The sequence below is a fragment of the Pseudomonas sp. genome, assembly GCF_017744435.1.
In the GTDB taxonomy this organism is placed as follows: domain Bacteria; phylum Pseudomonadota; class Gammaproteobacteria; order Pseudomonadales; family Pseudomonadaceae; genus Aquipseudomonas.
In genome coordinates, this window is sequence record NZ_JAGIBG010000036.1 from 74,345 (window position 1) to 97,784 (window position 23,440).

Sequence of the window (23,440 nt, forward strand, 5' to 3'; positions counted from 1 at the left end):
TCCCCTGACACTACATTGCCTATTTGGCTCTAGTGCCGATTTTCCAATTCGCCAGCACGGTAGCGTACCGCCAAAGCGACCAGGGGAATGTAGGCGACAATCACGCCCAGCAATCCATCCAATCCAAATTGCACCACGCACAAGGCTACCGGCAGCAGCCAGCCGAGATTCAGCGCTATCACCGCCAACGTAACGGGTAAATGCCTGCCGTACTGACGGGAGGCAAACTGATAAGCATGGCTGCGATGAGCCTCATAGACCTTATCGCCGCGTAACAACCGCCTGGCCAGTGTGTAGGTTGCATCAACGATGAAAACACCGAGAAGAATCAACCAGCACCAGAACATCGTCGGCGATATCCACGCCGCCTGCAGCGACAAGCCCCCCAGGATGATGCCAATGAAACCGCTACCCGCATCCCCCATGAAGATCTTTGCGGGCGGAAAGTTCCAGTACAGGAATCCGGCAACGGCTGCGGCCAACATCAACGGCAATACGGCCAACCCGTCGAAACCAGTTAACCAGTACAGAAATGCAGCGCTCAGGCATGCAGTGATCGCCTCGACGCTCGCAATCCCGTCAATCCCATCCATGAAGTTGTACAGGTTGAGTAACCATACCAGGTAAATCGCAGCCACCAGGCTACCCAGCATGCCCAGGTCCAACGTCCAGCTCAAGACCTGCAGCGGTGGCAGGCCGCCCATCCACACGAGGATCCAGCCCGCAGCAAAAAAATGCCCAAGGAGCCGCCAACGTGCGGCAATGTGCCCGTGATCATCCATGAATCCGATAATCGCAATCAAAGCCCCGCCACCGCCGAGCGCGACGAGTGTATTGATATGCTCGGCGCCCGAAAGCATCAGGGCCGCAATGGACAGCAGGAATGTCAGGACAATCGCTACACCACCACCCCTGGGGGTTGGTACCGTATGAGAACTGCGAGCGTTGGGCACATCGATGACACTGCGCGCCAATGCGTATCGACGCAAGCCCGCTGTCATCAGCAGTGACATAACCACCACCGCGGGAATAGACCACAAAAGCATCATTTCTTATTCTGTTCCTGATAGCGCCTGGCAGCGGCAAGCAGTGCCGCATCCACATTGACGGGCGGGTGCCAGCCAAGCAGTTCGCGCGTCTTGAGTATGTCCACTTGTAATGACCCGCATAACCGCTGAGACAGGGCCGCCTTCCCGAGAGATTTGGCACCCGCACTCAACACCCAAGCCGGTACCGGCAGCAGACGCGCCGACTTGCCCAACGCCTGCGCCATGCGGCGCAACAACGCGGTGGTCGACAAATCTTCGCCATCGCTGACCAGGAAGGTCTGATTGCGCGCAGCGGGGTGTTCAATGCAGGTCACGATGAGGTCGACAAGATTATCCAAGGCAACCAGGCTGCGTCGATTGTCGATTGCTCCAAATGGCAAGGGCACTCCACGATCGAGCCATCGCATCATGTTCAAGAAATTGGCTTTTACGCCCGGGCCATAAACCAGGACAGGGCGAATAATCACAACTTCCAGGCCCGACTCCGCCGCCAGCTTGCGCAGTGCCTCCTCGGCCTCCATTTTAGACACGCCATACGGGTCCTGAGGCATCGGCACGTCATCAGCGGTGTAGGGCTTGCCTGGCTTGGTGCCCTCGCCATTGACCTTGATCGAACTAATGAACACGAACCGCTTCACACCGGCTGAAATCGCCTGCCGTGCCAGCGCAACCGTCCCCTGCACATTGACCCTGCGAAAAGCCGCCAAAGGATCGGTCTCGGTATCATTCATCACATGAACACGGGCCGCACTGTGCACCACCACATCACATTCAGATAACGCACCTTCCCAATCATTGTCGTGTTCGAACGATGTAAACGACACGCTCCGTACGGACGCGGGCAGTTCGGCGCCCCCCTTGCGTACGGCAGCAATCACCTCGCGCCCTTCAACCTGGAGCCTGCGCATAACAGCATTGCCAACGAAGCCAGTGGCTCCGGTGAGAAAAACCTTTCGGCTCATCGTCCTGACCTTCTCAAAGTGGCGCTGCTAAACAGCTGTTCCAGACGTGACAAAAGTGCAGGCCTGGCGAACTCCTTCTCATAGTACCGCCGACCTGAGTCACCCATTGCCTTGCGCTGCTGACCCGACAAGCCTGCCAGCTGCTCGGTGATACTTGCCAGTGCAGAACCATCGCCCGATGCGCAGGCAAAGCCGGCACCCGAGGCCTCAATCACCCGCGCGGCTTCGCCGTTGATCATGGCGAGAACCGGACGACCCGAAGCCAGATAGGCCTGAACCTTGCCTGGAATTGTCTTTTCGAAAACATCGTTGGTGCGCAGCGATACCAGCAGCGCGTCGGCCTGGGCGAACAAGGGCGGCATGGCGTCGAGCGGATGACGCCCTAGCAGCAAAACATTGTCTAGCGAACGGCTACGCACCTGCTCCTCGAGCCAGGCACTCATGCGGCCATCACCGACGATCACCCAACGAACCGACACCTTGCCGCGCAGTGTTTCGGCGGCATCCAGAATCGCAGGAAAGTCTTGCGCCTCCCCGACGTTCCCTGCGAACACCACAGTGAACATCGAGCTATCACGCATCACAAGCTTCGAGGGCGCAACGGAAGGCGCGGAAAAGTCATCCTCTGCCCAACTCGGGAAGTACACCAGTCGTTCGGCGTCGATAGGTCGCGTGCAATATCGACGGACGTTGTCGAAGAAACCATGCGACTGCAACAGGAGGTAATCAGTACGGTTGTAGATCCAGGACACCACCTTGCCCACCAGGCCCAACAACCTGGGGTCATGTATCACATTGACCGCGCGGAGTGTTTCTGGCCATAAGTCGAGTACCCAGATAAACACGGGAGCTCGCTTGAGCCTGCCCAGGACAAGCGCCGGGATCGCCGAGAGGATCGGCGACACGGCATAGACGAACACTGCATCGAAGCGACGCCCCCTCAGTTTGAATGCCCCCAATACCGTCCCCGAAACAAGGAACGACAGATAGTTCAGCACCAACTGTATGCTGCGCTTGCCACGCGGCACCAGGGGGACCCGCACGATCTCGGCCCCCTCATAGCTGGAGAACGCCTGTGGGTCATCCTTGTACCGCTGGAAAACCTGACCTTCGGGGTAGTTTGGCAACCCCGTTAGCACAGTGACTTCGTGACCTTTTTCAGCAAAGTCCCGGACCATATCGTTGATCCGCATGTTTTCTGGCCAGAAGTACTGAGTGACCACCAATACTCTGAGCTTCTTTTGCGATATGCCTTCCACGGATCAGTACCGCTTCCAGACCGTACGGTTCACGTAATCGGTATAGCTGTGAACAATACGCACCACCTTATCGGAAACATTCGGCATGCTGTAGTCTGCCACCAGTCGCAAGCTGCGCTCGTCACCGCGTGACTGGCTGTCGAGGATGCTCAGCCCCTGCAGGACACGTTCGGTATCAAGCCCGACCATCATTGCTGCGGCCTCCTCCATACCTTCGGGCCGCTCGTGCGCTTCGCGGATGTTCAAGGCCGGGAAGTTGAGAATCGAGGCTTCCTCGTTGATGGTGCCACTGTCGGACAACACCGCTTTGGACGTGAGCTGCAGCTTGTTGTAGTCCTTGAAACCCAGCGGCTTCAGCAGGCGCACGTTGGCATGGAATTTAACGCCCATGGTATCGACGCGCTTCTGCGTGCGCGGATGGGTCGACACGATTACCGGCAGCGTGAACTGTTCGGCGACGGTGTTGAGCATGTCCACCAGCTTGAGGAAGTTCTTGTCCGAATCGATATTCTCCTCACGGTGTGCACTGACCACGAAGAACTTGCCCGCTTCGAGACCAAGACGCTCCAGCACATCCGAGGCGTCAATACCGTCACGGTAATGGTTGAGGACTTCGAACATCGGGCTACCCGTCTTGATCACACGGTCGGCAGGCAGGCCCTCACGCAACAGGTAGTCGCGGGCGATGGTGCTGTAAGTCAGGTTGATGTCGGCGGTGTGGTCGACAATGCGGCGGTTGATCTCCTCTGGAACGCGCATGTCGAAACAGCGGTTGCCAGCTTCCATGTGGAACGTCGGGATCTTGCGACGCTTGGCCGGGATGACCGCCATGCAGCTGTTGGTATCGCCGAGCACCAGCATGGCTTCAGGCTCGACAGCGGCCAGTACCTTATCCACCGCAATAATCACGTTGCCGATGGTTTCAGCGCCCGAGGCGCCGGCAGCATTGAGGAAATGATCCGGTTTGCGAATGCCCAGGTCCTGGAAGAAGATCTCGTTGAGCTCGTAGTCGTAGTTCTGGCCGGTGTGGACCAGTACATGATCACAGTATTGATCCAGCGCGCTCATCACGCGTGACAAGCGAATGATTTCGGGGCGTGTCCCAACGACGGTGACGATTTTCAGCTTTTTCATACAATCCTCATGACATGAGCCAGCCGGGTCATGGACAAACCGGCAGCGCATAGGTATCCGGGTGCTCGCGGTCGAAAATTTCATTGGCCCAGAGCATGACGATCATCTCGTCGTCACCAACATTGGTGATGTCATGGGTCCAGCCTGGCACCGTTTCGACGATGCGGGGCGAATCGCCACTGGTTTGCAGCTCATAGAACTCGCCAGTGACCACGTGGCGGAAGCGGAAGTTGGCCTTGCCTTTAATGACCAGGAACTTCTCGGTCTTGGAATGGTGATAGTGGCCGCCGCGAGTGATGCCCGGGTGGGCAGTGAAGTACGAAAACTGGCCGGCATCGGGGGTTTTGAGCATCTCCACGAATACTCCACGCGGATCGCCATACTTGGGCACTTCGTAGGTAAACGACTCCGGCGGCAGGTAACTCAAGTATGTGGAATAAAGCGCACGAACCAAACCATGGCCGACGTTCTCGGTGATCAGGGTCGAGCGACTGACGCGAAAACGCCGCAGATGCTCCGCCAGGGCACCGACTGTGGTGCTATACACCGGATCGACCTCGACCATGCCAGGCGCTACGGCTGCACCATCCATGATGGCGATGAAGCGGCCAACGACATCGTCCACATAGACCAGGTTCAACGCGGCGGATGAGTCGTTGATCTGTATGGGCAAGTCACGCGCGATGTTATGGCAAAACGTTGCCACCGCCGAGTTGTAGTTGGGGCGCGCCCATTTTCCAAACACGTTGGGCAACCGGAAGATGTAAACCGGGCTGCCATGCTCTTCAGCCAGTGCGGTCAGCGCTTGCTCAGCGGCCAGCTTGCTGAGTCCGTAGGCGTTATCGCGCTCGGCCTGGATCGACGAGGTGTACAACACTGCCGGCTTGCGGCCGGACGCTATCACCGCACGGCACAGTTGCTGAGTGAGCTCATTGTTGCCGCTGTCGAACTCTGCTGGGTCTTGAGGACGGTTTACACCCGCCAGATGGAAAATGCAGTCGGCCTCGGCCACCTTTTCCTGCAGTGTACGCTCATCATCGCCGCGAGCGAACAGACTCACCTGTACATCGCTGCGCTCACGCAAGTGCACAAGCAAATTGCGGGCAATGAAACCGTTGCTGCCGGTAACCAGAACTTTCATTCGTCACTCCTCAGGCGTTGCGTGCTCGCCACGCTGTATAGCCTGGATGAATTCGAGCTTGAGCAGCAACGCCTGCATGCCTGCTACGTCCAATCGTTGGGTGTTGTGCGAATTGTAATCTTCGGTGTGTGAGATTTTCTCTTCGCCCTGCTCGACGAATTTGCTGTAGTTCAGGTCACGCAGATCCGGTGGCACACGGAAATACTCGCCCATGTCTTCGGCACATGCCATCTCCTCGCGGCTCAGCAACGCTTCGTAGAGCTTTTCACCGTGCCGCGTACCGATGATCTGAATGGGATGCTCGGGTTGCCCCAACAACGCAGTCAAGGCTTGGGCAAGCGTCTGAACGGTTGCCGCCGGCGCCTTCTGTACAAACAGATCGCCGTTGTTCCCATGCTCGAAGGCGTAGAGTACGAGGTCCACCGCATCGGCCAGGGTCATCATGAAGCGGGTCATGTTGGGGTCAGTGATCGACAGCGGTTTGCCTGCACGAATCTGCTCGATAAACAGTGGGATTACCGATCCGCGGGATGCCATGACGTTACCATAGCGAGTACCGCAGATGACGGTTTTGGTCTCGTCGACATTGCGCGACTTGGCGACCATGACCTTTTCCATCATCGCCTTGGAAATACCCATGGCGTTGATCGGATACACCGCCTTATCGGTGCTCAGGCAGACGACACGACGCACTTCGTTCTGGATGGCAGCCTCCAGTACGTTCTCAGTGCCGATGACGTTGGTCTTGACCGCTTCCATCGGATGAAACTCGCAGGAAGGCACCTGCTTCAACGCCGCGGCGTGGAAGATATAGTCGACACCCCGAGTGGCATTCAAAACACTTCGATAATCGCGGACATCACCGATGTAGAACTTGAGCTTCGCGCTGCCATAGCGCTTGCGCATGTCGTCCTGCTTCTTTTCGTCACGGCTGAAAATGCGCACTTCGGCGATGTCGCTATCGAGGAACCGCTTGAGGACCGCGTTACCGAAAGATCCGGTACCGCCGGTGATGAGGAGTTTTTTACCCTTGAACATATGATCTGACCCTTGCGACGCGTCCGAGTGGTTATCGGGCGCGTAGAGCTGAATAAATGATGTCGTCTTTCTGCTGGGCACTTGGATAGCTGATTAGCACCGCTCGATAGGCACCCTTGAACACGAAGAAGCTGCCCGCCGCCACGCCAACCACGCCGCATGCCTTGACCACGCTTGCCATGTCCTCGAGCGAACCGCCGCCGCCCAAGATGGTGATCGGGATGCGCACCGACGCCCGAAGCCTGGTCGCCAGGTCCAGGTCGTAGCCCTTCATTTTTCCATCATTTTCGATCGAGTTCAGTACTATTTCGCCAACGCCGAGCTGTTCCAGTTCCTGAGCGACTTCCAGCACGCTTCGCTTGGTATTACGCGTGCCATTGTGTGTCCAGACTTCCTGATTCTTGCTCAGCAGGCGCGACTTGTGATCCAGCACCACCACCACGCTCTGGCTGCCAATTTCTTCGGCAATTTGCGTGACGAGCTGGGGGTTCTCCAGGGCAGCCGAGCTGATGGCGACCTTCTCGACTCCCAACTGGATGATCTTCTTGGCTTGCGCTGCGGTGCGTATGCCACCGCCATAGCACAAGGGCATACGACATTCGGCGGCGAGCTTGGCAATCTGCGTATAGTTGGGTTCGACACCATGCGCCGTGGCGTCGATGTCGATCACGATCAGTTCATCGGCTTCCTTCTCGTTGAAGATCTTCACCGCGTTTATGGGATCTCCGACGTATTTCGGATCCTTGAATTTGACCGTCTTGACCAGCCCACCATCTTGGATGAGCAGGCATGGAATGATCCGGGGTCTTAGCATTGTCAGTTTCCGTTCACAGTTCTGCGAAGTTTTTCAACAGGCCGACGCCAAAGTGGTGGCTTTTCTCGGGATGAAACTGAACACCGTAGACATTTCCTGCCTGAACGGCGCAGCTGAACTCCAGGCCATACGATGACATCGCCGCTCGGTGCTGGTGCTGTTCGCAGTCAAAGAAGAACGAGTGAAGGAAATAGAACCGAGCTTCTTCCTCGAAGCCCCTGAACAGCGGGTTATCGTTCAGCGATGCGACATCGTTCCAGCCCATGTGAGGGAGCGGCAGGTCCTTGAGGTTGGGCACAGACTTGAACGAGCGTACGCAACCCGGCACCCATCCAAGACCCGCCAGGCAGCCCTCTTCGCTGCTGTTGGCGAGAATCTGCATCCCAACACAGATACCCAGCACCGGCACTTTGTGCTGCTGCACCATTGTCTCCAGGGTCGGACGCATGCCCGATGCGTCCAGCCTTTCGATAGCATGATCGAAGGCCCCTACCCCTGGCAGAATCAGCTTGCTTGCGCCGTCCAACTGCTCAGCGGTCTGGGCGACCGCCACAGGGATGTGCAAGCGCCGATAAACGTTTACGAAGGCCTGGATGTTGCCCAGACCATAGTCAATGATGGTGATCATCTGAACAGCCTTCTTTCCAGTCCGATCGCACTGAGCACCCGTGCCCCTATGCCGATCAAGAAACGCTTGTTTTTGTAGTCATGGAAGGTCTTGTTCTGACCCTCGAAAATGCCTTGAAGCTCAGGGACAGTGAAGTCTAGCTTGTGGGCTACGTATTCGAATTCGGAGGTGAGGAAGTTTTCGTCCATCTCTGGTTTGGCAATGCGCTCCAGAGCGGCCTCGCGTGTCATCTGGCCCGTCATGATGAGGCTGGAAAAATGCGCACGCCGCTTCTCATAGCCAAATTTACGCGGCATCCAGTAGTCTTCATAAAAGCGGGTGAAGCGCGACTCGTGGTGCTTGTGCTTGAATCGCTTCCAGCCGAACAGGCGTTCCAACGTGGTTTCTGCATCGGCCTTGATATAAGGCACGAGATTGAGAGGCTTGACAATTTTCATGCCAAGAATACGTTGATAGTAGACTTTATACGTTAAAATATCAACCAGCGGGAAGGTTTTCAGCGTTCGCTTGCCGAACCGCCCATGAATGTCGTTAAACAACGTTTTGTCGATACCGGGATAACCGCCCCACTCCTCAGGTTCACGGCAGCACTCGGTTGAATAGTTTCCGCCCGTCAGTACATATTTGATTTTGTGCTTGCGCGCAAATTTGTAGAGCGAGGAAAAGAAGGCTGCATCTTGCGGCAGATCTTGGTCCGAGATCTGCGAGCGCAGGAACGCCACCTGCAAATCCTTCATTTCTTCCCAGTTGATTACATCGGTGTACAGATCGAGACCGAGGCCATCGACAAGCCGCTCGATATTGCCAACTGCCTGGTCTGTGTTCCAGCCCGCGTCAACATGAAAGAGCAAGGGCCTAAGCCCCATAACTTTGGTAGCAATGTAGGCAGCATACGAACTGTCCAAGCCACCGCTCAATCCGATGATGCAGTCAAAATCCTTGCCTTTTCCATGCGCCTTGATTTTGGCCGCCAACGCCATCAGTTCCGACTCGCCGCGCGCGCCTGTATCCCAATGGGGTTTAATAGCGCTATCGAAGTTCGCGCAGTATTCGCAAACACCATGCTGATCGAAGCGAATATTTGGATCACTGGTATCCATGATGCAGCGCGTACAGATTTTGTAATCTTTCATAAATGCTTCCAGCAATTAGGTCAACAGGCGTTCGGCCATGCAACGATAGTCCAAAAGACTCGAAGCAATCTCAAATGATCGCTTCGAGTAAGTATCCAGCAATTCAGGGTTGGCCTCAATTGTTGTGAAGGCCGTAATCAAATCAGTCTCGGTGCGAACAACCCACCCGTTCCCTTGCACAAACGGAACGTGACTTGGCACATCTGCGACAATCACTGGGCGTCGTGCGCAGAGGCTCATCTGCATCGTTGCCGATTGGCTTCCGGGCTGGACATAGACATCAGCCCCGCACAGCAGGCGATAGAGCTCGTCGGCAGGCTTCCACCCTAAAAAAACGACTCGTGGATCGCTCGCAATCAGCCCGTTCACTTCCGCCGCAATGGAGTCCTGCAACTGCCCAACAATCAAAAATCTGAAGTGCTCGGATCGCGTCTGCGAGAATGCCCGCAGACTTTGAGCAAGTTTCTTCTTCCCATCGAACTTGCCAGACTGAATAAATACTGTCTGATGAGGCTCGATACTTAAGGCCCTACGTGCTTCCAACCTGAGCTGCGAATAGCTAACATCGTCAGCAATATTACCGCCCAGAGGGAAAAATTCCATAAGCCGATCATCGATGCCATATTGTCGACGACAAAACTCCAGCGTTTCCTGAGAAATACAGAGTACCTTGTCAATAGCCGGCAATGCCGCCCTGATAATGGGACGATAATAAAATTTATGCAGCAACTTCGACAGGTGACTCACGGCGCTATTGTTAGCATCTTCGTGACTGTCGACGTAGAGTTTCACATGGGGATGTTCGCGCTTGTACCGTGCAGCGGTGCGCAACTCCCAACCACACAGACCATGAAACATGATGACGTCTGGACCGAACGCCTCCAGAATTTCCGAAACCTCCTTATGCATGCGAAGCTTTTTTTTCAGGAAAAAGGGCCCGGCGCCGCTATAGGGCAAGCGGATAACACGTGCACCATCTGTCCCCATATAGTCACCTGGCGTCGTGTACCCCAACGTCAAGTTATCCAAATATGTTTCTGTCGATGCCACCACCAGCACATCGTGGCCGGTCGATACGTGCTCACGCACTAGCTCATTTTCCTGATATCGATAACCATCGATATAAAAGCAGGACACGCAAAGATGAATGATTTTCATAGAAAATTCTGACTTTTCAAAAAAGCTTCTGGATCGGTAAAGTGCTCAGCCGCAGCACGCAATTGGTCTTCCGAATATTCCCACCATTTACTATTCAAAAGCCCTTCAATTATCGGCTTGGAGAACCTGTAGCGTATCAATCGTGCTGGATTGCCAGCATAGATAGCATAAGGAGGCACGTCTTTGGTAACCACGCTGCCCATTCCAATCACCGCTCCGGTCCCGATCGTCACCCCACCCTTGATCAAGACGCCTTCACCAATCCAGACATCATGCCCAATTACAGTACTTGGCTCCCAACGATAATCATGCTTTGCAAACTTCTTTTTTATACTCTCTTTGTGCGCCAGAAACACCGGACTGGTCGACACATACTCAATCGGGTGCCGCGCCCCGCCAACAACAACATTACTGGCTATCGAGCAAAATGAACCAACGGAAGTCTTTATGAAAGTGCAGTCATAGCCGCAAAAGCTATGCGCTCCGAAGGTAGTGGAGAACAGGGTACTGCCCGATTCGACCTTTGAACTACGCGGGACCTCTGAATCGATCAGCGCGGACCCTCGCGCCTTCTTCAGCACTCGGGAGATGAGATATCCAATCATAGCCGGTGGCCCCCAAATTTTGTTTTAAACTTATCAAACCACAGCTTTGTGATCCATAGCCCTCCGCCAAAGGACGCCGACTGAGTGAAAATAGGTCCGCTACCAGTCTCAACGGCAAGAGGGTAAAGCGCTGCAAGCAACAGCTTCTTGCTCCGCTGTTGAGAAGCCCACCCAAATGCAACCAACCAGACGGTGCAAAGCACAACGATGATCAGCCCCCCCGGCTCACCGACAGCAGAGACCCCATCTGTCGCGACAAAACCGGTATTGGATTGGTTCTGCACTCCCAGCACACATCCAGCAAGAAATTTGCCAAGGAACGGCCAGGCCTCACCCCCTGCGAACGCTGCTGGAACATCAGCCAATTGCCCGATTGCAGACACGTGGGAGCCGGCTGTAAAAGCATGAGCAGCCATTGCAAAGGGCATTAGAAATGCAGTTCGCTCTGCAGTAATCATCAATACAAAAAAAACCAAAGCCGACAATAAAGTTGTACGAGGCGAATCGAAAACCACAAGAGCGCTCGACAAGACTGAACTCACCCGTCCCTGATAACGACTCGTAGCTTCATTATCTGTCATGTTTTATCGCTCTTGGTTAGCCAGCGAACCATCAACTCGCCGCGTACAATTACTCGAAAATCAATGTAAACCCACATCGCGGGTTTGACCTTTCAATTGGCCATCAATTTCTATCCGCCATCGATGCATTTTCCCTGACCGCATGTGCAATTAAAAACCTTGCAAAGAATAGATCAACAAGATAGACAAGCGAAACCTGAACCACATACAGTATCAAGAAGCCTTTGAAATCAAGAGTGTAATGCTGAGCGATCATGAGCATTATCCCTGTGGCGAGCAGTCTGAGCACGTGCAGCGTTGGCATGTACCAATTGAATCGGAGCACCAACGAGACACGGTCCAAAGGCGTACTGATGAATGCACAGAGCGCAGCAACAACTAGAAATTGCGCATAAAGCCCTGCGTCATGCCATTGACTGCCTAACACGAGCGGGTACAGCCAGGGGGACAAAACTCCAGCGCACAAATAGATTGGCACACCGAACAGTGCCAATTTCCGCACGGTCATGCTCCACAGACCTTTGATGAGCTGTGGCTCCTCTGAGTGCGAAGCTGCGCGTTGATAGAAAACCTGGCCAATGGCAGTACCTATCAATCCAGAAGGCAGGAAAATCGTTGCCATGACCATCGAAAACTGTCCGAGTATTTCGGTGCCGTATACCGCTGATATGAAGAAAATAGGTGCAGCGCTACTGAATGTAACCAAGACGTGTGACATCACAAGTGCGTGAGCACCACTAGCGTGTTTCTTTAGTGGACTTACCGCGTCAGATGCCGATGCTCGAGGCCCCGAAATCAGATTTTTCGAATATGGCAAGAGGGCACCCATTTTACCCAGCGCACTAAACAATGTGGTAAAAACGAGACCACTCGTAGTGACTGCCGCCAATAGCGCACCGGACGCGATATAGGCCGACTTGCCAAATACTTCTGACATTGCAGAAACCTTGAACGCGCCGGCACGCTGGGAGTTGTGCTGAAATGCCAATGCCAGAGACACCAAAAATGCGCTCAGCGGGGCAAAAGCCAGAAAACTGGCGCCACGCGCCACCGACAGCAATTGAGCAATATCCGCCGAGAAGGCATACATCAAAACGGTAAGCGGCACGCCTGTAATTACACCAAGTTTCACGACCCCAGAAAGAAGCCAGCGTGCTTGCGTATCATCTTTTAGCATTTGAAAAAAATATTCATATCTCCAGGTCATTATCCCAGCAAAGAACATGACCAGTTGGATAAAAATATTCTGCACCGCAAATTCTTGCGGCGCATACAATCGAGCTAACACGGGGATGCCCAGCACCCCAATCACTTGAGCGACGGTATTCCCTGAGGCTTGAAAGAAGACGTCTCGCCAATAGGACGAGATGTATTGCAAAATCCTCATTTAGAAGAACCGCACACCGTAGCCACGGCTTCTGCTACGGTTTTTACCTCGGCATCATCCAGATAGGGATGCATCGGCAAGCTCAATACCCGGGTCGCCAGTGAGTCCCCAACTGGAAGATAAGCATCAGAAGCAACGGCCGTCTGCTTATTGAGCGGCACGGGGTAATGAACCACGCTTGGGACGCCAAGTGCTTTCAGTTCAGCCTGAACCCTATCACGTCCATCTACCTGGATAGTGAATTGAGCGAACACCGAAGTATTGTCCGCAGCCACGTAAGGGAGTTTAATTGAGTCCAGCGCCCCCATCATTTCACGGTAACGATTCGCTACCTGATCACGAAGCTGTATTTCGTTATCGAAAATTTCGAGTTTTGCCAACAGTATGGCGGCCTGCAGGGTATCAAGCCGACTATTCACGCCTACTCTGACATGGTGATAACGTTTTTCCTGGCCGTGACGCGCAATTTGACGAATAACAAGAGCAAGGTCTGGATCATTGGTGAATATAGCGCCTCCATCACCGTACCCACCCAGCGGCTTGCTTGGGAAGAAACTGGTGCACGCGATATCGGTCAATCCACCGGAGCGCCGCCCCTTGTATGTAGCCCCAAAGCTCTGAGCAGCGTCCTCGATAACGGGAATATTGTATTTTTTTGCAATCATATTGATCGCATCAAAATCGGCACATTGCCCGTAAAGGGACACGGGCACGATCGCTTTCGTACGCGGTGTAATAGCCGCCTCTAGTTTCGCCACGTCGAGGTTGCATGTCCGCTCATCAACATCCACATAAACAGGCTTCGCACCAAGCAACGCTACCGTTTCTGCCGTCGCAATATACGTAAAGCCCGGCGTGATGACTTCGTCGCCAGGCCCTATACCGAGCGCCATCTGAGCGATCTGTAATGCGTCAGTGCCATTGGCACAGGTGATGCAGTGGCTCACCCCGACATAAGCAGCCAAGCGCTCTTCTAACTCAGAGACCTCTGGCCCCAGAATATATTGACCATGATTCAATACGCGCTGAATACGGGCATCAATATTTTCCTTGATGCGTGCCTGCTGCTTTTTCAGATCAATAAACTCAATCATGATCAAACTTCCAATTTGTCAAGGGAGTTTCCACGCACTCTATACCGAGCCCCCGTATGGGAGCAGACGGCTTCGCCATTTCCATTTACATCCAACTGCTCGCCAAATTCACTCATCCAGCCGATCTGTTTAGCCGGAACACCGACCATGAGCGCGTAGGCTGGCACATCTTTATTGACGACTGCACCGGCACCTATAAATGCGAACTCACCGATGGTTACACCACACACAATCGTGCAGTTGGCACCCAAGGTAGCGCCCTTTTTCACCAAGGTGTCCCGATACTGATCTTTGCGCTCGATGAGCGAGCGCGGATTGTAGACGTTGGTAAATACCATGCTTGGCCCACAGAACACGCCCTCTTCTAAGGTGACGTTGTCATACACCGAGACATTGTTTTGAATCTTGCAGCGGTCACCGATGACGACCTTATTACCGACGAAGACGTTTTGTCCAAGGGAGACACCCTGGCCAATCCGGGCGCCTCCGCACACATGGACAAAATGCCAGATCCGGGAATCCTTGCCGATCTGCGCACCTTCATCGACGATTGCACTGGGATGCTGATAGTGATTCATTGTTTGAGACTCACCGTGGATTGAGTTGGCTCGAACAGCTGCCGTAGCTGTCCACCTGCAAAGTATCCGTAGCGACACGCCCCGACCTCATTCAGATGATGGTTATCCTGATGGATAAGCTCACCCTTCTCGCCGGGAGCGTCTGTGAAAGAGCTTGAGTTGGAAGTTTCCACATAATGCACGCCGGGGACGACCGAGGCGACCAATGCCCTCAGCAGCCACACCCTGCTGAGTTCATATTGCCCCAGGTAGTAGCGAAAAAACGCCAAGATCGGCCAGTGCCATAAGTACAGCGGATAGGAAACACCACCGACCCAGACCAAGAACGCGGGCATGCGGGCAATCAACGATAAATACTCGCGACCGTGCTCACCGCTCGAAATCTTGATACTGGCCCACATGACCCATGCAGCTGCAAGCAGAGACAGCCCTGGCAGCCCACAGGATCGCGCCAGGATAGAAAAGAAAAGAGAGAACTGCATATCGATCGCCATCGACCAAACAGACAGCAACAGCAGTTCATCTGTTTGAGGGGCAAAACAGCTGCCAAAATCCGCAGCGTACTGATTGGCTGAACCAAGCGCAGCTGATTTCAATCCCTGACGGAAAAACTCGACATCGGGGATCAGAAACAAATCGACGCCAACATACTCCGACTGAGGCCAAACATTACCCTTATTGTAAACAAGCACTGCGAGCACTACTACCGCTTTCAGCCCCTGAACATCCAGGCGCATATCCTTGCTCACTGATAGCGAGCCCGGTATTTTCGGCGATGTTTCGTTATTGTCAGACACGCAACACAATACCTTGAAAACAATGCACCACGAGTAATTGGGCGTCCTTCCGGGCGCCCGGCATCACATCGTTTCAGCGAGACAGACTCAACACAAACGGATGTGCCTCGTTGTCTTTCGGCTGGGCCATTGGAGCGCTGCGAATGACGTTTACAGTCTCAACGCAATGGCGTGCGTCCGCAATGCCATAACCCCGCCCTGCGAGGATTTCCTCATAGCTGGTGGTGTGCAGGTCGGTAAAACCTTCGGAAAATTCCATTTCTTCGCCATCCACCGTAATTGAACGATAGGTCGGCTTCTTGCCCTTGACAGACTCGGGCAGATCATTTGCATCAACGGAAAGGAACCAACGCACGCGCGCTTTTTCGTACTCGAGGTAGCCGGCCGCCTTGTGCTCCGAAGAGTAATGCACCACGTTGCGCTGCAGCTTGCCGAAGATGAAATGCAGCATGTCGTAAAAATGCACGCCGATGTTGGTGGCAACACCAAATGACTTGCGAGGGTCACCTTTCCAGCTCTTTAGGTACCACTTGCCTCGCGAAGTGATATAGGTCAGATCAACCTCGTGTTTGTGGGCACGATCCTCGGCAGCCACTTTTTCTTTCAGGTTGATGATTGCCTGGTGGTGTCGCAACTGCAGGATGTTGTACAGGCGCTTGCCGGTTTCCTCTTCAATGAGAGAAAGCTGATCGAGCATTTCCGGAGTTGGGACCAGTGGCTTTTCGCAGATGACATCGCAGCCCAGACGCAGGCCTGCAGCAATGTGCGGATAGTGCAAGTAGTTTGGGGAGCAAATGGATACATAATCCAGCGCGGTCGCGGCATCGCGCTTGAGGCTGTGGGCATGCTCGAGGAAAAACTCGAACTCAGTGAAAAATTCACTTTGCGGTGAAATGCTATCAATGATTCCCACCGAGTCATTGATATCGTAAGCGGACACCAGACGGTTGCCAGTGTCCTTGATGGCGCGCATGTGCCGAGGGGCAATGTAACCAGCAGCACCGATCAGAGCGAAATTTTTCATGATTCTTCCTTCGAAGACAGTGAATCCGCCCGGTCACTACCCGGGCGGAACGTCAAAGCTATCTGTGGGCTCAAGCCTTAATGATATGAGCTGCTGGAGTGCGGTACTTGCCACGGCAGTCGACGATTAACTTTGCCTTCGCCTCGATCAATGCGTAATCGAACCTGTCATGATCTGTGGCAAGCACCACGGCATCGAAGGAAGCCAGGTTAGCGTCGGTCAGTGGCTCGCTGTCAAGATCGAAATGGTGCTCGCGCATACGAGGGAAGACAGGCACATGCGGATCGCTGTAAGCAACGACACCACCTTTCGCCTGGATCAACTCCATGATCTCTACCGAAGGCGATTCACGCATATCGTCTACGTTCTTCTTGTACGCAATACCCAGCACAAGGACTCGACTCCCTTTCAGTGCTTTGCCCGAGTTGTTCAGCCCATCCATGAGCTTGCCCAGAACGTATTCTGGCATCGCCTGATTGACCTCACCCGACAGCTCGATGAAACGGGTATTGACACCATATTCACGAGCTTTCCAAGTCAGGTAGAACGGATCGATTGGAATGCAATGCCCCCCGAGCCCCGGGCCAGGGTAATAGGGTGTGAAACCGAATGGCTTGGTAGCCGCTGCGTCAACGACTTCAAAGATATCGATGCCCATACGGTCGGCGACGATTTTCATCTCGTTGACCAAGCCGATATTCACCGCTCGGTGAATATTTTCAAGCAGCTTGGTCATCTCGGCAGCTTTGGTTGAACTGACCGGAACGACGCAGTCAATAGCTTGGTCGTAGAGGGCAATACCTACTTCCAGACAGCCTGGGGTATGACCACCAATGACCTTAGGGATCGTACGCGTCTCAAAATTCACATTCCCCGGGTCTTCACGCTCGGGCGAATAGACCAGGAAGATATTTTCGCCGACTTTCAAGCCGTTCTCCTGCACGCGCGGCAGAAGCTCTTCTTCGGTGGTGCCAGGGTACGTGGTACTTTCCAACGAGACGACTTGCCCGGCACGCAGATATGGCTTGATAGCGTTCGTCGTATTGATGACGAAGCTCATGTCCGGCTCGCGATACTTGTTAAGCGGCGTAGGAACACACAGAATTAGCGCATCGCATTCAGTAGCGCGACTGAAGTCTGTAGTTGCTTCAAAGCCCGACTTGCGCGCTTCCGCAATTTTTTCAGCATGGATGTGTTCGATATAGCTTTGACCCGCATTAAGCCGATCAACTTTTGCTTCATCGATGTCAATACCCAACACCCTGAACCCAATAGCATTGTAACGCAGCATCAGTGGCAGGCCGACATAGCCGAGTCCGACAATACCGATCAAGGCTGCTTTGCCCTTGAGTTTTTCAACCGCCTGCTTTTTGATATCTGTCATACCGCGCAACTCACCCTTTTATATAACCCGCCTGCGCGCATGGCAGGAGACGGGGTGCAAAAAATGTCCATGTCACCCAATGACTGGATAAGCTCCAGCCGAGAAAAGTGCGAATTCTTGCGCCTGAAGCGCTATGCCCTGTGCCCACCAGCTAAGACAGCCGACCGCATTCCAAGCTTTCACGAAGCTTTGCCGCGTAACAGTACACCGTCTCAGCTATCTGAGCTACCGGCGATTGTGTCAGCCCAGCAGCATCAAGCACTGGGCATAAAAACAATGTTTACCCGGCAAATTAGATCTTAGGCGCACCACGCCTGCTCCAAAAATCCTTGACAATCCCTATGAAAAATCCAGCACCAAGCCCCAGCACCAAGCTTAGCAATACGATAAACGACTTCTTCGGTCTGATCGGCTGACCTGGCAATTCGACCGCATCGCCCTTGCCAAACACCCGAATTGCCGACGGGTCAAGCTTGAGATCACGATAAAACTTTACTTCCTCTTGCTTCTCTCGCAACCCTTTGATGAACGGCTCATCTGATGAGCGAGCTTCGAGCGTGGCGATTTCAGCTTCAAGTGCTTTACTGCCGCGCAAGTAGGTTAAAGCCCCCCCCATTGCCGAGCACACTTGACCTGACAGCCCCTCCGAAATCAGCGGAGGCTTATCAAGCCCGACAGACTTGGCAACAACCAATGCCTCTTTCAACTGAGCAATGCGATCCTCTCGCTCTTCACGTGCGCTACTTTTCGCACTGTTGATCTGGCTTTCCAGGTTGCCTGCCTTGATCAACATGTCACTGCGACTGCTTTCAATCACCTCAAGCTTTGCGCTTTCGGCAGCGAGCTCGTTAAACGCTACGAGCCACTTCGTAGCCTGCTGAGGGTCTGAAACCACTGCAGAGATTGCGTAACGAGCAGAGCCCCCCTTGTTGCCTACAGACGCAACCGTAAGCGCTTTGTTGAAGCCGCCATACAGCGCATCGCGCGAACTGCGACGCTGCTCTTCGCTCAAGCTGGGCAAATACACATCACGGAAAAACGTGTTACGCACAGCCTCCGACTGCAAAGCCTGCAGGTGGGTTTCGTATACCTCTTTTACGGTAACAGGACTCAGGCCAGATTCACGGCCACGCCCAATGTTCAGCTGCGCGATATCATTTTGTGTCGGCGGCTCGACAAACAATTTGACTTCGTAGACTGGCGTGGCCATCAAGGCATAAGCAACACCCGCTGCCACGATGGGCGCTGCCACCAGCCCAACCCACACCTTCTGGCGCCAGATGCCTCGCACCAAGTCAACAAGTTCAATTTCATCGTCACGTCGAGGGCGCTGTCGTTCATTGAGCATTTGTTCTGATTATCCTAAGGTCCGTCTAACATTATCAAAGCTTTGAACGCCGCATGCGCCGCACTGATCCCCAGAAACGGTGCGGCATTTTAACAGCTATCTGTACACGAATGCTCCCCCCCAAGCAAACCCGCCGAGGCGAAATACGCAGACGTGAACTGAGCCTTGATGATGCCAGATGTTCCCCCGGCCGCGCGCCCCAGCCTGATGCGAGACGCTGAACGGTCAGGAAGGTATCAACATGCGCACCCTCTCTCCTTTCCGAGCAAACGCTTGCTCCAGTGCGCGTCTTAACATTTTCTTTGCACTGACATCCCCATGAACAAGCCGCACCTCGGCAGGTACGCTTGCCATTGCAGCGGCAAACGCAACGAGCCCATTCTGGTCAGCATGGGCTGAATATCCGTCCAGGCTCATCACCTTAGCCCTGACCTCACGCATACGCCCATCCAGGTCAATCTGTACGAACCCCTGCACCCCCTCACTGGCCTGGATTACCGCACCAGGCGTTCCCTTCGCCTGGTAGCCAACGAACACCACCTCATGCCGCGGATCCCCCAGCATCGCCTTGAGGTAATTGACGATCCGCCCACCCGAGCACATGCCGTTACCGGCAATCACGATCGCCGGCCGCCCGGTGCTCTTGAGATAATTGACCACTTTCTGATGCTTGGCATGGGCATCCACGCACACCAGCTGGGCAAACCCCAGCGGCGCCCTACCCTCGCTCAGGCGCTGCCGAGCCTCGTAGTTCCAGTACTCATGCAGTTCAAGGTAGGCCTGAGTGATACGCTGGGCCAGCGGCGAGTCCAGGATGATCGGCAAACGCGACCAGTCGATAGCCTCCAACGGATCGTCGCCCAACCCCTGACAACCCTCACTGACTAGCGACTTGCGATGGAGGATATCTTCGATCTCGTACAGCAGCTCCTGGGTGCGCCCCAGACTGAAAGCCGGTATCAGGACAGTGCCGTTATCGACCAGCGCCCGATCGATAACAGCCTCAAGCCGCTGCTGCCGGCCGCCACGGCCCGCGTGCAACCGGTCACCGTAGGTGCTCTCCAGCACCAGGATGTCGGCCCGCTCCGGCGACCGAACAGGCCGCAACAGCGGATTGCCGGGCGCTCCGAGATCGCCCGAAAAAACGATGCGTGAACTCGCTTCGTCGGCCTCAACGCGCACATCGCATTCCACATAGGCCGAGCCGAGCAGGTGACCGGCACGCTGCAGGCGAATGGAACAGGTCACATTGCCCTGCTCAACAACGCAATGCCACTGCTCGAATGGAAGGGGTACGATGAGACGCTGTAGTAGCGCCAGGTACCGGTCGAGCTGGACTGGATCAGCACTTATACCCAGCTTGTACGCATCTTCCAGCACGAGCGGCAAAAGCCTGGCCGATGGCCCGCTGCACAGGATAGGCCCACGGAATCCGGCAGCCAGCAGCGCCGGAATACGGCCGACATGATCCATATGGACGTGGGTGATGACGAGCGCCTGGATACCAGCGATATCAAAGCCGATAGGCGCTAACCCCACCCCCGCAGAGGCCTCACCCCCTTGCTCCAGACCACAATCGATCAACAGGCTTGTTGACGGGCTGAGATGAAGCTGATGGCACGAACCGGTTACGCTTCGGGTACCACCATGATGGGAAAGGGCGGGAAATTCCATACTGCTGCACGCTCGCCAAGGCCAGAAATGAAGCCCCTATTACTCCATTTCGGTGGGCGCACGAATAGGTGAGACATTCCTACATTGGTGTAGGAGCCTTCATCATCTGCCGCTCGGAGCGGCCTGGCGTTCCGATGCGCGTATCTTGCGCTTGCTGCGCTGCACGCCATAAGCGCCGAGCACCGGACCAACGGCCAAGCCGACAACCAGGGCAGCCAGCACAGGCACCGCCACCGGCATGGCCGGGGCCGACCAGCCAAACAGCACCAGCGATACGACCTGTTGATTCTCCAGCACGAAGAACAGCACCACCGCCGCCAGCAGCAGCACGAACAACACCGCCAAGGCGCGCTTGAAGTTACGCATCAGATTGCTCCTTCTTTATAACTCAAGGGTGCTCGTGCTCTTCTTCGTTGACCCGGTCACGCAGCTCTTTACCCGGCTTGAAATGCGGCACGAACTTGCCTTCGAGCTCCACCGACTGGCCGGTCTTGGGATTGCGGCCGACCCGCGGTGCGCGATAGTGCAAGGAAAAACTGCCAAAACCACGGATCTCGATGCGATCGCCAGTGGCCAGGCATTGGGACATCTGTTCAAGCATGGTCTTGATGGCCAGCTCCACGTCCTTGGACGAGAGCAGCCCCTGATGGGTGACAATACGTTCGATCAGCTCCGACTTCGTCATATTTTTCCCTTCGTTATCAAGCAGCTAGATCATTGCTTAATCAGTTTGTAGCACGCTCGGAAGGATTTGAACAGGGCGGTTCTTGACTTAATAAAAAAATTCAAGATTGGCGTGTTAGGAAATAAGCCATTCAACCCGCTGCCGCCTGACCACCAGGCAGAAGGGTCGCGCAAGCCTGAGAAGGAAATACAGGCATAAAAAAAGGGTGGCCCGAAGGCCACCCCTTTTTACCGATCAAACAGAACTCAGTTCTGCTTGGCCATAGCTTCGCGCAGCAGCGCAGCCATGGTGGTGTCGGCTGCCGCTTCCGGAGCGTTTTTCAGGCTCTGGATGGCTTCACGCTCTTCAGCGTCGTCTTTCGACTTGATCGACAGGCTGATGACGCGCGATTTGCGGTCAACGCTGATGATCTTGGCTTCGATCTCTTCGCCTTCCTTCAGGACGTTACGCGCGTCTTCAACGCGGTCACGGCTGATTTCGGAAGCTTTCAGAGTGGCTTCGATGTCGTCGGCCAGGGTGATGATGGCGCCTTTGGCGTCAACTTCTTTCACGATGCCCTTGACGATAGCGCCCTTGTCATTGACAGCAACGAAGTTGGAGAACGGATCGTCTTCCAGCTGCTTGATGCCCAGGGAGATGCGCTCGCGCTCTGGATCAACCGACAGGATGACGGTTTCCAGCTCGTCGCCCTTCTTGAAACGACGTACGGCTTCTTCGCCGGTTTCGTTCCAGGAGATGTCGGACAGGTGAACCAGGCCGTCGATGCCGCCGTCCAGACCGATGAAGATACCGAAGTCGGTGATCGACTTGATGGTACCGGTGATCTTGTCACCCTTGTTGAACTGGCCGGAGAAGTCTTCCCATGGGTTGGACTTGCACTGCTTGATGCCCAGGGAGATACGACGACGCTCTTCGTCGATGTCCAGAACCATGACTTCCACTTCGTCGCCAACCTGAACGACTTTCGACGGGTGGATGTTCTTGTTGGTCCAGTCCATTTCGGAAACGTGTACCAGACCTTCAACGCCTTCTTCCAGCTCAGCGAAGCAGCCGTAGTCGGTCAGGTTGGTAACGCGAGCCTGTACACGAGTACCTTCTGGGTAACGTGCAGTGATAGCGACCCACGGATCTTCGCCCATCTGCTTCAGACCCAGGGAAACGCGGTTGCGCTCACGGTCGAACTTCAGAACGCGTACGTCGACTTCGTCGCCAACGTTAACGATTTCCGATGGGTGCTTGATGCGCTTCCAAGCCATGTCGGTGATGTGCAGCAGGCCGTCGATACCGCCCAGGTCCACGAATGCGCCGTAGTCGGTGAGGTTCTTGACGATACCTTTGACTTGCTGGCCTTCCTGCAGGGTTTCCAGCAGGGCTTCGCGCTCGGCGGAGTTCTCGGCTTCCAGCACGCTGCGACGGGAAACGACAACGTTGTTGCGCTTCTGGTCCAGCTTGATGACCTTGAATTCCAGCTCTTTGCCTTCCAGGTGGGTGGTGTCGCGCACTGGGCGGACATCAACCAGGGAGCCCGGCAGGAACGCACGGATGCCGTTAACGTCGACAGTGAAGCCGCCCTTAACCTTACCGTTGATAACGCCCTTGACCACTTCTTCGGCGGCGAAAGCTGCTTCCAGAACAATCCAGCACTCGGCGCGCTTGGCTTTTTCACGGGACAGTTTGGTTTCGCCAAAGCCGTCTTCGACCGCGTCCAGCGCAACGTGAACTTCGTCACCGACCTTGATGGTCAGCTCGCCAGCTTCGTTGTAGAACTGCTCGAGCGGGATGACGCCCTCGGACTTCAGGCCAGCGTGTACGGTAACCCAGTCGCCGTCGATGTCGACAACGATACCGGAGATGATGGCACCCGGCTGAAGATTGAGGGTTTTCAGGCTTTCTTCAAAGAGTTCTGCAAAGCTTTCGCTCATTTTAATTCCTGTAAATTCGGGCGAAACAGACGCCCCTCGCCACAT

Annotated in this window: 23 protein-coding genes; all 23 read right to left on the minus strand. The window is 54.7% G+C overall.

From position 1 onward, the window contains the following. Nucleotides 1-29 precede the first annotated feature (29 nt). The 23 genes from J7573_RS21465 to rpsA all read right to left on the minus strand — a co-directional run bounded on the left by J7573_RS21465 (nt 30) and on the right by rpsA (nt 23,395). Nucleotides 30-1,049 carry a glycosyltransferase family 4 protein gene (locus J7573_RS21465; RefSeq protein ID WP_294340140.1) on the minus strand — a complete coding sequence of 340 codons (1,020 nt, stop codon included), beginning with the start codon at nt 1,047-1,049 and terminating at the stop codon, nt 30-32. Next, nucleotides 1,046-2,011 carry an SDR family oxidoreductase gene (locus J7573_RS21470; protein WP_294340142.1) on the minus strand — a complete coding sequence of 322 codons (966 nt, stop codon included), beginning with the start codon at nt 2,009-2,011 and terminating at the stop codon, nt 1,046-1,048. Before J7573_RS21470 ends, J7573_RS21465 begins: the two co-directional genes overlap by 4 nt. Then, nucleotides 2,008-3,261, minus strand: a complete 1,254-nt coding sequence (locus tag J7573_RS21475) for a glycosyltransferase family 4 protein (RefSeq protein WP_294340177.1) — start codon at nt 3,259-3,261, stop codon at nt 2,008-2,010. Before J7573_RS21475 ends, J7573_RS21470 begins: the two co-directional genes overlap by 4 nt. A 12-nt stretch (nt 3,262-3,273) precedes the next feature. Then, nucleotides 3,274-4,404: a UDP-N-acetylglucosamine 2-epimerase (non-hydrolyzing) gene (gene wecB, locus J7573_RS21480; RefSeq protein ID WP_294340144.1), complete on the minus strand. Its 1,131-nt coding sequence runs from the start codon at nt 4,402-4,404 to the stop codon at nt 3,274-3,276. A 28-nt stretch (nt 4,405-4,432) separates the two neighbouring features. Further along, nucleotides 4,433-5,545: a capsular polysaccharide biosynthesis protein CapF gene (locus J7573_RS21485; RefSeq protein WP_294340146.1), complete on the minus strand. Its 1,113-nt coding sequence runs from the start codon at nt 5,543-5,545 to the stop codon at nt 4,433-4,435. A 3-nt stretch (nt 5,546-5,548) separates the two neighbouring features. Continuing rightward, a complete protein-coding gene (locus J7573_RS21490; RefSeq protein ID WP_294340147.1) occupies nt 5,549-6,583 on the minus strand; it encodes a polysaccharide biosynthesis protein in 1,035 nt (344 codons plus the stop codon). A 31-nt stretch (nt 6,584-6,614) separates the two neighbouring features. Beyond that, nucleotides 6,615-7,397 carry an AglZ/HisF2 family acetamidino modification protein gene (locus tag J7573_RS21495; RefSeq protein ID WP_294340148.1) on the minus strand — a complete coding sequence of 261 codons (783 nt, stop codon included), beginning with the start codon at nt 7,395-7,397 and terminating at the stop codon, nt 6,615-6,617. 13 nt (nt 7,398-7,410) lie between these two features. Then, entirely contained in the window at nt 7,411-8,025 is a 615-nt protein-coding gene (gene hisH, locus J7573_RS21500; RefSeq protein ID WP_294340149.1) for an imidazole glycerol phosphate synthase subunit HisH, read from the minus strand. Beyond that, the gene (locus J7573_RS21505; RefSeq protein WP_294340150.1) at nt 8,022-9,158 is read right to left on the minus strand and encodes an N-acetyl sugar amidotransferase; all 1,137 of its coding nucleotides are present in this window, start codon (nt 9,156-9,158) and stop codon (nt 8,022-8,024) included. The genes hisH and J7573_RS21505 overlap by 4 nt, the downstream gene beginning before the upstream one ends. A 15-nt stretch (nt 9,159-9,173) precedes the next feature. Continuing rightward, on the minus strand, nt 9,174-10,316 hold the full coding sequence (locus J7573_RS21510; protein WP_294340152.1) for a glycosyltransferase family 4 protein: 1,143 nt from the start codon (nt 10,314-10,316) through the stop codon (nt 9,174-9,176). Further along, the gene (locus J7573_RS21515; RefSeq protein ID WP_294340154.1) at nt 10,313-10,921 is read right to left on the minus strand and encodes a CatB-related O-acetyltransferase; all 609 of its coding nucleotides are present in this window, start codon (nt 10,919-10,921) and stop codon (nt 10,313-10,315) included. Before J7573_RS21515 ends, J7573_RS21510 begins: the two co-directional genes overlap by 4 nt. Beyond that, nucleotides 10,918-11,502, minus strand: coding sequence for a hypothetical protein (locus J7573_RS21520; protein ID WP_294340156.1), 585 nt, complete (start codon nt 11,500-11,502; stop codon nt 10,918-10,920). Before J7573_RS21520 ends, J7573_RS21515 begins: the two co-directional genes overlap by 4 nt. A gap of 103 nt (nt 11,503-11,605) precedes the next feature. Further along, entirely contained in the window at nt 11,606-12,889 is a 1,284-nt protein-coding gene (locus tag J7573_RS21525; RefSeq protein ID WP_294340157.1) for an oligosaccharide flippase family protein, read from the minus strand. Further along, nucleotides 12,886-13,983, minus strand: a complete 1,098-nt coding sequence (locus J7573_RS21530; protein WP_294340159.1) for a DegT/DnrJ/EryC1/StrS family aminotransferase — start codon at nt 13,981-13,983, stop codon at nt 12,886-12,888. The genes J7573_RS21525 and J7573_RS21530 overlap by 4 nt, the downstream gene beginning before the upstream one ends. Before the next feature lie 2 nt (nt 13,984-13,985). Beyond that, complete coding sequence (gene wbpD / locus J7573_RS21535) at nt 13,986-14,561, minus strand: UDP-2-acetamido-3-amino-2,3-dideoxy-D-glucuronate N-acetyltransferase (RefSeq protein ID WP_294340160.1); 576 nt, start codon at nt 14,559-14,561, stop codon at nt 13,986-13,988. Then, nucleotides 14,558-15,358 carry a hypothetical protein gene (locus J7573_RS21540; RefSeq protein WP_294340162.1) on the minus strand — a complete coding sequence of 267 codons (801 nt, stop codon included), beginning with the start codon at nt 15,356-15,358 and terminating at the stop codon, nt 14,558-14,560. Before J7573_RS21540 ends, wbpD begins: the two co-directional genes overlap by 4 nt. 73 nt (nt 15,359-15,431) lie before the next feature. After that, complete coding sequence (gene wbpB / locus J7573_RS21545) at nt 15,432-16,382, minus strand: UDP-N-acetyl-2-amino-2-deoxy-D-glucuronate oxidase (protein WP_294340164.1); 951 nt, start codon at nt 16,380-16,382, stop codon at nt 15,432-15,434. A 70-nt stretch (nt 16,383-16,452) separates the two neighbouring features. Continuing rightward, nucleotides 16,453-17,766, minus strand: a complete 1,314-nt coding sequence (gene wbpA / locus J7573_RS21550) for a UDP-N-acetyl-D-glucosamine 6-dehydrogenase (protein WP_294340165.1) — start codon at nt 17,764-17,766, stop codon at nt 16,453-16,455. A 292-nt stretch (nt 17,767-18,058) separates the two neighbouring features. Beyond that, a complete protein-coding gene (locus tag J7573_RS21555; protein WP_294340166.1) occupies nt 18,059-19,114 on the minus strand; it encodes a Wzz/FepE/Etk N-terminal domain-containing protein in 1,056 nt (351 codons plus the stop codon). Nucleotides 19,115-19,339: 225 nt separating this feature from the next. Then, nucleotides 19,340-20,788, minus strand: a complete 1,449-nt coding sequence (locus J7573_RS21560) for an MBL fold metallo-hydrolase (protein ID WP_294340168.1) — start codon at nt 20,786-20,788, stop codon at nt 19,340-19,342. A 102-nt stretch (nt 20,789-20,890) separates the two neighbouring features. Beyond that, on the minus strand, nt 20,891-21,154 hold the full coding sequence (locus J7573_RS21565; RefSeq protein ID WP_294340169.1) for a lipopolysaccharide assembly protein LapA domain-containing protein: 264 nt from the start codon (nt 21,152-21,154) through the stop codon (nt 20,891-20,893). A gap of 22 nt (nt 21,155-21,176) precedes the next feature. Continuing rightward, nucleotides 21,177-21,473 carry an integration host factor subunit beta gene (gene ihfB, locus J7573_RS21570; protein WP_012313292.1) on the minus strand — a complete coding sequence of 99 codons (297 nt, stop codon included), beginning with the start codon at nt 21,471-21,473 and terminating at the stop codon, nt 21,177-21,179. Nucleotides 21,474-21,718: 245 nt separating this feature from the next. Then, complete coding sequence (gene rpsA / locus J7573_RS21575; RefSeq protein ID WP_027918186.1) at nt 21,719-23,395, minus strand: 30S ribosomal protein S1; 1,677 nt, start codon at nt 23,393-23,395, stop codon at nt 21,719-21,721. Between the last annotated feature and the right edge of the window lie 45 nt (nt 23,396-23,440).